Genomic DNA, 12,297 nt, shown 5'->3' on the forward strand with positions numbered 1-12,297 from the left:
CAGCATAGCGCCTCGGACTCTACTCGATCGCAAAAAATAAGAGCGCTAAATCGTGCGCTCTCATTGTTTTATTTAAGTTGATTCAAGCAACTTGCGAGTGTATTTCCTCTTCACTCGGTATCCAGTTAGCTGATAAGTCTTCAACGACACCTGTTTGTCCTAATTCCCTATCTCTCACGACTCTGACTATTAAGGTTGGCTGATAAACTCCATCAATAATCTGGTGTCCGTAACCGATGACATTACCAGATTGTCCGCTAGCGTGATGAATAACGCGATCGCCGACTTGAAACATGGCTCACTCTCCTTATTTGAGGATATGGTTGTCTGCTGTTTCTTGTCTCGAACCTGGATCGTTAAATTGATTAAGTTGTGATTCTCCTTCTATACAATTTGCCGTGAATTATATGTTGAGGTCAACTTCGATTTATGGGTTGATTGCCAAAATATGTTCTTCTTACTGAAGAACACTTGACCTACAATTGACGCAAACGAACTGCCCAGACAACACTCAATCAAATGAGAGAAAGTTATTTCGATTGGCAGCCACTAACATTGACTTTACTCTTACTTTATTCCAACGTCACAATATCAGACGAAGTTTAACGGGTCAACAAGCTGAAAATATTTTGTAATCAGTACTACGAGTTATTTGATAACTCAGTAGTATTTAAGTATTTCTTTAGTTCTGCTTTAACTTTTATGTACTCAGCCTCAAGCTCAGAGACAATTTCTCTACTCTTTGGGAATTCAATTGTGCCATTACGTCCAATGATTTCTAATTGCTTTGATAGCTGACTGAAATACATTGCCCCCAAAGTAGCGCTACTAGATTTGAGAGTATGGGCTGCTCGTTGTAATTCTGTAGCATTTACAGATGCGATCGCGATTTGCATTGTTTGAATTAATTTCGGTGCATCTTCTAAATAAGCATCAACTACCACTGCGATCGTTGCTGCTCCACCTTCCCCCGCCATCTCCTCTAATGCTTGCAAAGCTTTAGGATCGATTGCAGGAGAGGGTAAAGGTGGTGCGTGGTAGGTGGTGAAGCGGGCGGGAGCGTCCGGTTCCTCCGCAATAAAGCCGCGTCGTGGTGCGTGACTAATTTCTCCCTTGTCCCCCTTGTCCCCCTTGTCCCCCTTGTCCCCCTGCTCCCTACTCCCTGCTCCCTGCTCCCTGCTGCCAACACCTACGGGATGGCACTGACTCAAAGCCTGAGCCAAATGCTCGATCTTGACGGGTTTAGTTAGGTAATCGTCCATACCAGCATAGAGACAGGCTTCGCGATCGCCTTGCATGGCATTTGCAGTCATGGCGACAATTCGCGGTTTATGCGGAGGGAACCACCGCTGGCAAATTTGTCTTGCTGCCTCCAATCCATCCATTTCTGGCATCTGTACGTCCATCAACACGACATCGTAAGGCTGACGTTGCAGCGCGGCTAGAACTTCCAGTCCATTGTTAGCAACATCTGCCCGATATCCCATTTGCTGCAACATTAACAACGCTACCTTCTGATTTACCGTATTATCTTCAGCTAATAAAATATTTAAAGGATGAGTTTGCGCTATTTGAGCGCTAAGAGTTGAGGATTTAGGCAAAAATGGCGCAACTTGGGATGGCTGCGATTGTTCGCTCAAAATTTGCAACAGTACGTTATATAGCTGAGATTGTTTGACAGGCTTTGTCAGACAGGCAGATAACTTGACTGCTGTACTTTGACTGGCGACTTCTGGCTTACCCATAGAAGTCAAGATGACTAAAGGTAGCTTGCGATAGTTAGAGTGTTGGTGGATAGTTGTAGCTAGGCTCAAACCATCCATCTGCGGCATTTGCATATCTAACACTGCTAGATCGAAAGGATCGCCACGTTGCAACCATTCCAATGCCTCTGCACCAGAAGTAGCTGCACGGGGAAGCATTCCCCAAGATTGAGCTTGCAGCATCAGAATTTTACGATTGGTAGCACTATCGTCCACAATTAACAAACGCTTACCGTGCAATTGCGGCAAAATACAGGAACTTTCATGCTGCACGATATTGGGTGCTGCTACCGCGATCGTAAAGTAGAAGGTAGAACCAACACCGACTTGGCTCTCTACCCACATTCTCCCGCCCATCATCACACTTAAACGCTGAGAAATTGCTAAACCCAACCCCGTCCCGCCATATTGACGAGTGGTGGAAGTATCGACTTGACTGAAGGACTTAAATAACCGATCCATGCGATCGCTAGGAATTCCAATCCCGGTGTCTTTAACGGCAAATTGAATTTCATAGAATGTCGGCATGAGATAATCGGCAGTCTGCGGTAGTTGCTCTTTTTTTCTCCCCTCTAGGTACTCGCTACTATTTATCTCTTTAGTCGTGACTGAAACTACAACTTCTCCATGCTCCGTAAACTTAACTGCATTGCTCAGCAGGTTGACTAGAATTTGACATAGCCGCGTCACGTCTCCCATAATCGTAGCTGGTGTTTGTGGATCGAGCAGGTAAGCCAGCTCCAGGTTCTTGTCCGCAGCTTGAGGAGCTAGCACATCGAGAGAATTTTCAATACAAACTCGCAAATCGAAGGGTTGTTCTTCTAAATCCAACTTGTCTGATTCAATTTTGGAAAAGTCTAGAATGTCGTTGATGATTGTCAGTAAAGCATCGCCGCTTCTGCGGATCGTATCTACAAAATCTTGCTGCTGAGGAGTTAGGGATGTATTGAGCAGCAAACCTGTCATGCCAATCACTCCATTCATGGGAGTACGGATTTCATGGCTCATGTTGGCGAGAAACGCACTTTTAGCTTGATTGGCAGCCTCAGCTGTGGTACGAGCCATCTGCGTTTCCAACTGCAACACTTCCAATGCTGTTTTTGATTCTACAAGTTGCATACTAGCGGCTTCTGCTTGCTCTAAGGCTGCCTGTAAAGCTGCCGTTCTCGCGGCTACTTCTCGTTCTAGCTTCGTATTTTGCTCTGCTAACTGGGTATCCCGATGCGCGATCGCATTTGCCATCTTGTTAAATGATGTCGCCAGATACCCCAATTCATCTTTTCTGTCGGCATCTAGTTGGACATCTAAGTTTCCCGCCGCAATCAGCTCTGTGGCTGTCAGCAATCTCCTTAAAGGTTTAGCAATTTGCTGGCGTAAAGTGACAAATATTAAGGCAACTTCTGTTAATAGCGATAATAGCCCTAAGATCGGGATAAATTTAGCGTTAGACCATGCTTGCTGGAACAAGAATGACTTGGGAAGGACAACTACGAAATACCAATTAAGAGTGGGAATACTAGCAACAGCAAGATACTCGTTATTCTTGACGTTATCTATGACTGTTTGTCCGGGTTGACTATGCTTAACTAATTTAAAAATAGTTTGCAAATGCAAATCGTCCGCGCGATCGAGATAAAATTTACCCTGACTAGTTTGAATTTGTGACATCAAATTTGGATGAGCAATTAGGCGACCGTCGGAGTGAAAAATCATGCTGTACGATCCTGGCAACCACTCGTTTGTCGTTCTCTTAACTAGATCGTCGAGCAGAATGTCACGATCGGTTGAGGTTAAGCGTCGCTCGTCCTGAGTTGCTGCTGCGAGAGCCAAAAAATCGCTCTCTTGCCGACCTCGTTCAATTACATATTGTTTGAGGTCTTCTCGCACATGAGATTCTAAATTCGATAAAACATGAAGATAACCGATCGCACTAGCAGCAATAATCACAAGAGTTACTCTCAGTGTTATTTTTAATAATGTTCGCCGTGCTATCTTGCCAATTGCTATTCGACTAGAAGCCATATCTTAATTTCCAATCCGACAAATGCTTCACGCTACGTTCGCATTTAGTATTCCCGGAATCAGTTATCAGTTATCAGTGAAGAGGGAGCGCACGAGCGCACGAGCAGAGAGCAGGGAGAATATTCTGATTTCCCTAAAATTTTCTTTATCAAAAATTTATGAGAGTAGGACAAAATTGCGTGATTTACTCGATGTGAAAGCTGACAATAGTAGTCCATAGTGAAGCTACGAGATCCAGCAGACTTTGCGACTCGGTAGAATATGTGACTCATAGTTTGCTATTCAGAGTTCAAGTGCTGCATCTATTACGATTGATTCTCTCAACGCGAGTGCCAATAACAATACTGGCAATACCAGTACTGGTAACACCAGACAGTTGGCAGTGCAAAAAGTCTTGCTCTTCTACTGCAACTTTACTAATCTTTCCTACTTCTTATGGGTGTTCGTCACTATGAACTCTAACCCCGTCTCTTCAACTACACCCTTAATTCTCGTGGTGGACGACGATAGAACCATGAGGATTTTACTGCGTCAAGCAATGGAGAAGGATGGCTACAGGGTAGTAGAAGCGGTAAACGGACAGCAAGCGTTAGAGGCGTATACTCAATTTCATCCAGATTTGGTCTTGCTCGATGCACTCATGCCCGTGATGGATGGCTTTACTTGCTGCGGTCAGCTACAAGCTCTTTCTCGCTCCAAACACGCACCTATCTTAATTATCACGGCTCTGGAAGACCAAGAATCAGTCGATCGCGCCTTCCGCGCTGGTGCAAGCGACTTTGTGACAAAACCGATTCACTGGGCTGTTTTACGGCAGCGAGTCCGCCGACTTTTACACCAAACTCAACTTTACAAGCAATTGGCGCGATCGAATCGCGAATTACAAACAAAAATCAACGAACTCCACCAAGCACAAAAAGCACTGCAAGAGAGCCGCGAACGTTATGCTTTAATCGCGCAGAGCGCTCACGATGGTTTGTGGGACTGGAATATCAGAAGCAATCAGATTTATTATTCTCCTCGTTGGAAATCGATGTTGGGTTATGAGGAGAAAGAAGTAGGTAATACTTTAGCAGAATGGTTCGATCGCATACATGCTGAAGATAAAGCTCAGTTCCAAGGAAAATTAAGCGCCCATTTAGCGGGGTTAACCAACCATTTTGAAACTGAATATCGGTTATTGCGTCAGGATGGTAGCTGCGGTTGGATGCTTTGTCGGGGGCTAGCCGTGCGCGACTCTGAAGGCAAACCTTACCGCATGGCAGGTTCTCAAACTGACATTACTCAACAAAAGGCAGCTGAGGCGAAATTACTGCACGATGCTTTCCACGATGGGTTAACAGGTCTACCAAATCGTCTCTGGTTCATGGAGCAATTAGAAAAAGCCATTCACCAAACAAAACAAGACCCGAAATCTCAATTTGCCCTCCTATTTTTAGATCTCGATCGCTTTAAAGTGGTCAACGATAGTTTAGGTCATGCTATGGGCGATCGCCTCCTGTTGGAGATCGCAACTCGCTTAAAAGCGTGCTTACCATCCAATAGCACTCTCTCTAGGTTAGGAGGAGATGAGTTTACGATCCTGTTGGAAAATTGCGACGCTCTTCGAGTTCGGCAAATTGCAGATCGAATTCATCGAGAATTGTCAACCCCCTTCAACCTCAAAGGCAATGAAGTTTTTTGCACCGCTAGTATTGGGATTGCTTTAAGTCATAGCGGGTACGAACATTCGGAAGACGTGCTGCGAGATGCCGATATGACCATGTATCGTGCTAAAGCTATGGGTAAAGCGCGATCGGAAGTCTTTGAACCTGCCATTCACGATCGGGCGATCGCCAGAATGCAGCTCGAAATTGACCTGCGGCGGGCGCTAGAACACAAAGAGTTCATGGTAGTATACCAGCCAATTGTCTCGCTCAACAGCGGTCGAGTTGCTGGATTTGAAGCATTAATTCGTTGGCAGCATCCCCAACGAGGCTGGGTATCACCCGCAGAATTCATTCCTGTAGCCGAAGAAACTGGATCGATCGTCCCGATTGGTTGGTGGATACTCGAACAAGTGTGTCAGCAGTTACGCACTTGGCAACAGCATTCTGTAGTTGACTCTCGATTAACAGTGAATGTCAATCTTTCTGGCAAGCAATTGACGCAACCCGATCTGGCGCGGGAAGTTAAACAAATTCTGCACAAAACTGGACTTTCTCCCAGTAGCTTGAAGTTAGAAATTACTGAAAGCGTACTGATGGATAATGTTGATGCTGCGGTTACTATTTTGCAGCAGTTGAAGACCTTGGGAATCCAATTGGCGATCGATGATTTTGGCACGGGTTATTCTTCCCTCAGCTATCTCCATCGCCTACCCATAGATACGCTGAAGATCGATCGTTCTTTCGTTAACGATATTGATTGCGATCCAGAAAAAATTGAGATGATCCGTACTATCGTCTCTATGGCGTGGAACTTGGGCATCAATGTGGTTGCTGAAGGGGTAGAAACGAAAAAGCAAATGTATCAATTGCAAGCCTTAAGATGCGATTACGGACAGGGTTATTTCTTCTCGCGTCCGGCGGATGCTGAAGCTGCCAAGACTCTAAAGTATTTTGAGATTAGAGGTAGCCGTTCTTCGCGCAGATCGAAACAACATATGCCAACACGTCATATCGATTTGATGGAAACTCGTCACGTCGATTTATTGGAAAATAGTTCTCAACACGCAACAAAAACATTTAGCCTACCAGATTTAGTCGATCTGGGCGGGCATGGATTAACCGATCGCAGATAGGGAGGAATATCTCGTTTAGAATTAGGAATGACGATCGATAGACAGCCTTAACGTGAATCGATATCTAGACGTAATTAAGCTGTTGTGGAGTGCCGCGATCGCGGCTGAGTTAGAATACCGCGCTAATTTTGTTTTAGCAACCCTCACCAGCCTTGGCAATCTTGCAGGCAGTTTATTCGGGCTTTCCCTATTCTATAATGGCACTGGCTATACTTTTGAAGGCTGGCGTTGGCAAGAAGCCTTAATCGTACTGGGTGTTTTTACTGTACTTCAAGGCTTTTCCAGTACGTTTCTCTCGCCTAATCTCAACAAAATTGTCACCTACGTCCAACAGGGAACGTTGGATTTCGTGCTGTTAAAACCAATTAATAGCCAATTTTGGCTTTCTACCCACACCCTTTCCCCTTGGGGAGTTCCCGATATTCTTTTCGGTAGCATCATCATCGGTTACGCTGGGAGTCTACTCGGTTTAACAATTGGTGACTACTTACTGAGTGCAATTCCATTAATCTTTGGTTTTATCAGCCTCTATAGCTTGTGGTTTATGCTAGGGGCGACAAGTATTTGGTTTGTCAAAATTTATAACGTCACCGAGGTATTACGAGGATTATTAGAAGCAGGACGATATCCAATGGTAGCTTATCCAATTGCTTATCGTTTCTTCTTTACCTTTGTCGTTCCCGTCGCTTTTCTCACCACAGTTCCAGCCGAGACAATGTTGGGAAGAGTTCAGTTAGGCTGGGTAATTGGTGCGGGAGTATTGGCGCTATTTTTATTTGCGATCGCTACTGTATTTTGGCGGTTTGCTTTACGGTTTTACACCAGTGCTTCGAGTTAGTAAGATGTAGGATAAGTGACCTTGTTAACGCAGCCCACGAACTTAAAATAAAGATTAATTTTAAAATTGCAGAAGATTTTTCAGCAAATATTGGCAGTTTTCCCATCTTTGCTACCTCCAGTAGTCGCGATCGCTTCAGCGTTACTTGTAGGTGCGGGATTGATGTTAGTTGCAGGGGCAAATCCGATCGCGGCTTATACAGCCCTATTTCAAGAATCCCTCTCTACTTATTTCGGTTTTGGTAATACGCTCACAAAAATGGCTCCCCTACTACTAACCAGTCTAGGGGTTCTAGTAGCTTTACGAGCTGGACAATTTAATATTGGCGGCGAAGGACAGATTTATATGGGTGCGCTAGGAAGTGCGATCGCAGGATTATCTATCAAAGGTATACCTGCATTAATTCACGTCCCTTTAGCACTACTAGCGGGTTTTCTGTTTGGGGGAATTTGGGGTTTAATTCCTGGTTATCTGAAAGCAGTGCGGGGAGTCAATGAAGTCATTACTACGCTGTTGCTCAATTATATTGCTTTCAACTTAGTCAGTTACCTCGTGCAAGGACCGTTAATGGCTCCCAATGCACCTAGCCCTTATTCTCCCATCATTCCCCGTTCTGCCCAATTGCCGATTATTCTACCAGGCAGTTTAGCCCATGCAGGAATTTTAGTCGGACTCGTAGCGGCTGGGGTGTTATGGGTACTGTTGCAGCGATCGCCTTTTGGTTATCGTACCGCCGCCGTGGGAATGAACCCAATTGCAGCCCGTTATGGTGGTATATCGGTACAACGTACGATCGTGCTTGTCATGGCGCTGGCGGGTGGTTTGGCGGGGTTGGCTGGTGCATCGGAGGTGATGGGGTTGAAATTTCGTTTGTTCGAGCAAGTTTCGCCCGGTTACGGCTTTGATGCGATCGCGATCGCTTTTTTGAGTCGCGGTAGCGTTCTCGGAGTTGTTCTCACTTCTCTATTTTTTAGCGCCCTCCGTAGCGGTGCAAATGTCATGCAACGCAGCGCAGGTGTTCCCGTAACGATTGTTTTTGCGATTCAGGGGTTAACCGTGTTGTTCGTGGCTATTAGCCAGCGTTGGTTAGTTAAACCGCCGCAGAGAGAAAGCATTGTTCAAAAAGTCTCTCCTGCTAACGAATCGTAAAATTGGCGATCGCAGAGCTTAACGGTGCAGTAGATGACGCGATGTATTGCCAATATCCACAAGTCATTCGTAACAATATATTACATCTACGTGAAATTGAGCTATATTTCGCGGAATTTGCTTATGACAAACAGTATTTTAACTAAATCCACCTCTAGCAAGCGCGCATGACTTCCATTCACACAAAGTTTCGTTCACAGCGAGTACAGCAAAAGTAAGCATCGATCGCTCTCACTTGCATTCTCCACTCGATTCTAGAGCGGCGATCGTCAAACACTTCATCGTTTCTTCAACTTAGATTTACACACACTTTATCTCAAATCTCTATCCAAAGAGGTAGTTCGAGTGTATGTTAGAATTTATACATAATATAGAAATGATCGATTAGCTCTGTTAAACAAACACTTTTAAATCAAGAGTAAGCGTATAAGTAACTGAGATGCTCATAACAAAAAGAATACATCAAGTACGTAATAAAATCTTAAGAAAGATTTTTGATACTCCAGTATTTACAATTCCCTCAGAACTTGCTTATAAAGAGGCAGTTGAGCAGCATACTCATAAGTTACCCGTACTTACTCCCAACGACTCTCAGATTGTTAAGACACTCAAACAAGAAGGAATTTTTATAACTTCCTTAGAAGCATTAAATATTTCTTCTACACCTTCAGTTCTGGCATCTGTAAAAAAAATACTGCCAACCTTACGAAACGTTTTACCCAGCAACAAACAAGAATTTGCCCTTCACGCCAGCAACGCACAAATTATAGAACATCCAGAGCTTTTTCTCTGGGGATTAGAAGATAGATTGCTGGATATTACCGAGAATTACATTGGTTTACCAATCTCGTATCACGGCGTATACTTTCGGAAAGATCTAGCAAATGATGTCAAAATTAAATCAAGGCTTTGGCACATAGATACAGAAGATCGCTGTGTGTTTAAAATTATCATTTACTTACATGATGTCAGCGAAGGTAACGGTCCTTTTCAATACATTTCCAAACCTTTGACTGCGCTTTTATCTAATTCGTTAGGATACAAACACGGCTATCTACAAGATAAGACTGTAGAACCAATTATTCCTCAATCTGAATGGATCTCATGCACTGGTGCGGCTGGCACGGTAATTTTAGTAGATACTGGCAGTATTTTCCACCGAGGCAAAGTGCCGGAGAATAGCGATCGATTTGCTCTATTTTACGATTACAGTTCGAGAGAACCAAAATATCCCTATTACTGTAAGTCTTCTCTACCGCAAAAAGATTTACTTACCTTGATGCCGAGATTATCCACACATCAACAGCAATGTCTTTGGGGTGTTGACTAGCCGCGATGAGGCGATCGCATGTATGAAGCTTAACTAGCAGTTATTTTAACATCTCATCCAGTGGCTATGTAGTTAAACTAGACATAACTTTCTTTACAGTAATGTATGTCAAGCTATCAGCCTCAAGCTAGTGATACGCATCCAAACGTCGATCGCTTCCTGATGCAAGCTTTTCGTCACATGCCTGTTTGGAAAAAAGCACATTCGATCGACGAAGCAACGAAAGGAATTCGACAAATGGCGATCGCTGGGATTCGCCATCAATATCCCAATGCTACTACTAGTCAAATTAAATTTCAACTAGCGATTAGATGGTTAGGAAAAGATATAGCAGTTCGATTTTGCGGAGATAGAAATGAGGATAAATTAGTGGATGCAGAATCAATTCAACTAGCTTTGAGAATGGCAGAAATTTTAGATACACTAGCTATTCCTTATCTAATTGGCGGTTCTGTAGCAAGTTCAATTTGGGGCGAACCGCGTGCTACTCTGGATGTAGATATTGTTGCCGATATCCAAAATTCTCAGATACAGCCATTGGTTGAGATGCTAACTGGAGAATTTTTTGTCGATGAAATGATGGTAAGAGAAGCAATCGAACGTAAATCGTCTTTTAATGTTATCCATCTTGAAACTTTACAAAAAGTCGATATTTTTATTCTTTCAAATCAGCCTTTAGCTCAATCGGAGATGCAGCGGAAACAGCAACTAGCGATCGCTCAAAACCCCGAACGATTGGCTTGGTTGCCAACTCCTGAAGACATCATTTTACAAAAGTTGATTTGGTATCAAATCGGAAATCGAGTTTCAGATCGACAGTGGCGAGATGTATTAGGTGTGCTAAAAGTTCAAAGCGATCGCCTCGATCTTGACTATTTAAATTATTGGGCTGCAACGCTAGAATTACAGGAATTATTGGCACAAGCATTGCAGCAGTCAGGATTGAGTGATGAGTGATGTATCTGCACAACACTACGCACTAGTCGATCGCCTCAAACAACAAGGCTTCATTCGTACTCCTCGCATAGAAGCTGCTTTTCGTAGCGTACCGCGTCACTTATTTCTTCCCGGCGTTTCAATAGAAACAGCCTACACAGATGAAGCGATTATTACCAAATACTTGAACGGCAAACCAATCAGTTCTGCTTCCCAGCCATCAATTGTGGCAATCATGTTAGAACAACTGAGCGTGCAAGAGGGCGATCGTGTATTAGAAATTGGTGCGGGAACAGGTTATAATGCTGCTCTAATGGATTACTTAGTTGGAGATCGAGGTCAAGTTGTTACCCTTGATATCGATCCTGACGTTGTAGAAAATGCCTGTCAGCATTTATTGACTGCTGGTTGCGATCGCGTGCAAGTTATTTGTGCTGATGGCGGTTTTGGTTATCCTGCTGCTGCACCATACGATCGGATTATTCTCACAGTTGGCGCTGGGGATATTTTACCTGCTTGGCAACAGCAATTAAAACCTAGTGGGCGGTTATTATTGCCTTTAGCACTTACAAAAAACGTACAACTGTCTGTTGCTTTCGATAGAGTAAATAGTTATTGGGAAAGTGATTCTGCTGCAAATTGTGGTTTTATGAAACTACGGGGTGCTTTTGCTGAGTCACAAGAAAAGGAGACAAATAGTAAGGCTTTAGATTTTAAAGAAGTACTAATTCAAGTTAATAATATTTATCCTTTGCTCGAAACTTTACCTCTCGATTTGTTATTAAGTCTATACAATTTGATAAATTTTGGTCATGCTTCTCTGAAAGATTTGAAGATTAAAGCTTATTCTCAAGAAATTGATTACATGCCAAAAGCAAAGGAAACTGTCATTGATAAAAATTGGACAAAGCTTGTATTGTCATGGCAGTAATGTTTAAATTGAACGCAGATGTAGGCGTTAGCCTTCGAGTACGCGAACTACCTTTTGCGAAAGAATTGCTGTAATATTTCTTTTGGCGATCGATCCCAGGTGTCGATATGTTCGTAAATTAAACCATTGTCATTTAATTTGTAGTTGGAATAGCCGTTAAAAAATACTTTAGCTTTCCAAGGTACGCGCAAGACTCCTCGAACAGTCCAAGTTGCTAGAATCGTCTGTTCGTCTTTCTGATGTACGTCGTGTACGTCGAAGTAGATTTCTGTGAAAAATAATTTGGCGTGAAATCGTAACGTCCAAAAGATGATTCGATAATTGAATTTATATTTAAATTTATTAACTGGGTCTTGAAAGTAAATATTTTGTGTATAGATATCGTAGGAAATATCCCGTTCAAACAGAGTTGGTAAATCGTGTTTGAGCGTATTAATGTTATGTTTTACCTGTAATTGATATTCCATTAATCCCTATTTATTACCGTTTTGTGTTGGGTGAAATCGCAGTTGGTAGTAGGGGCGCACAGCTGTGCGCCCCTACAGA

General features: G+C 43.3%; 9 protein-coding genes. 6 read left to right on the forward strand and 3 right to left on the reverse strand.

Going from position 1 to position 12,297, the window contains the following annotated elements; all coding sequences use genetic code 11:
* Positions 1–82: 82 nt before the first annotated feature.
* Complete coding sequence (locus tag DSM107010_RS01490; RefSeq protein WP_015157043.1) at positions 83–295, reverse strand: hypothetical protein; 213 nt, start codon at positions 293–295, stop codon at positions 83–85.
* A 346-nt stretch (positions 296–641) separates the two neighbouring features.
* On the reverse strand, positions 642–3,785 hold the full coding sequence (locus tag DSM107010_RS01495; protein ID WP_127022182.1) for a response regulator: 3,144 nt from the start codon (positions 3,783–3,785) through the stop codon (positions 642–644).
* 451 nt (positions 3,786–4,236) lie between these two features.
* Between DSM107010_RS01495 and DSM107010_RS01500 the strand changes: the two genes are divergently transcribed.
* From DSM107010_RS01500 to DSM107010_RS01525, 6 genes are all read left to right on the forward strand, one after another.
* Positions 4,237–6,567 carry an EAL domain-containing response regulator gene (locus DSM107010_RS01500; protein WP_106166289.1) on the forward strand — a complete coding sequence of 777 codons (2,331 nt, stop codon included), beginning with the start codon at positions 4,237–4,239 and terminating at the stop codon, positions 6,565–6,567.
* A gap of 52 nt (positions 6,568–6,619) precedes the next feature.
* Entirely contained in the window at positions 6,620–7,405 is a 786-nt protein-coding gene (locus DSM107010_RS01505; protein ID WP_015157046.1) for an ABC transporter permease, read from the forward strand.
* Positions 7,406–7,471: 66 nt separating this feature from the next.
* Positions 7,472–8,554 (forward strand): ABC transporter permease, encoded by a 1,083-nt coding sequence (locus tag DSM107010_RS01510; RefSeq protein ID WP_106166288.1) that lies wholly within the window; start codon positions 7,472–7,474, stop codon positions 8,552–8,554.
* 439 nt (positions 8,555–8,993) lie between these two features.
* Entirely contained in the window at positions 8,994–9,884 is an 891-nt protein-coding gene (locus DSM107010_RS01515; RefSeq protein ID WP_106166287.1) for a phytanoyl-CoA dioxygenase family protein, read from the forward strand.
* Between the two features lie 105 nt (positions 9,885–9,989).
* Positions 9,990–10,841, forward strand: coding sequence for a hypothetical protein (locus DSM107010_RS01520; protein ID WP_106166286.1), 852 nt, complete (start codon positions 9,990–9,992; stop codon positions 10,839–10,841).
* Positions 10,834–11,751, forward strand: a complete 918-nt coding sequence (locus DSM107010_RS01525; protein ID WP_106166285.1) for a methyltransferase domain-containing protein — start codon at positions 10,834–10,836, stop codon at positions 11,749–11,751. The genes DSM107010_RS01520 and DSM107010_RS01525 overlap by 8 nt, the downstream gene beginning before the upstream one ends.
* A 47-nt stretch (positions 11,752–11,798) precedes the next feature.
* On the opposite strand, the gene DSM107010_RS01530 is transcribed toward DSM107010_RS01525, so the two are convergent.
* Complete coding sequence (locus DSM107010_RS01530; protein WP_015157051.1) at positions 11,799–12,218, reverse strand: C6orf136 family protein; 420 nt, start codon at positions 12,216–12,218, stop codon at positions 11,799–11,801.
* Positions 12,219–12,297 lie beyond the last annotated feature (79 nt).

This window comes from Chroococcidiopsis cubana SAG 39.79, from assembly GCF_003991895.1.
In the GTDB taxonomy this organism is placed as follows: domain Bacteria; phylum Cyanobacteriota; class Cyanobacteriia; order Cyanobacteriales; family Chroococcidiopsidaceae; genus Chroococcidiopsis; species Chroococcidiopsis thermalis.

Bases quoted from the DNA above. Each gene is read 5' to 3' on its own strand.
- DSM107010_RS01490 (WP_015157043.1), bottom strand. From the start codon at position 295: ATGTTTCAAGTCGGCGATCGCGTTATTCATCACGCTAGCGGACAATCT.
- DSM107010_RS01495 (WP_127022182.1), bottom strand. From the start codon at position 3,785: ATGGCTTCTAGTCGAATAGCAATTGGCAAGATAGCACGGCGAACATTA.
- DSM107010_RS01500 (WP_106166289.1), top strand. From the start codon at position 4,237: ATGAACTCTAACCCCGTCTCTTCAACTACACCCTTAATTCTCGTGGTG.
- DSM107010_RS01515 (WP_106166287.1), top strand. From the start codon at position 8,994: ATGCTCATAACAAAAAGAATACATCAAGTACGTAATAAAATCTTAAGA.
- DSM107010_RS01520 (WP_106166286.1), top strand. From the start codon at position 9,990: ATGTCAAGCTATCAGCCTCAAGCTAGTGATACGCATCCAAACGTCGAT.
- DSM107010_RS01525 (WP_106166285.1), top strand. From the start codon at position 10,834: ATGAGTGATGTATCTGCACAACACTACGCACTAGTCGATCGCCTCAAA.
- DSM107010_RS01530 (WP_015157051.1), bottom strand. From the start codon at position 12,218: ATGGAATATCAATTACAGGTAAAACATAACATTAATACGCTCAAACAC.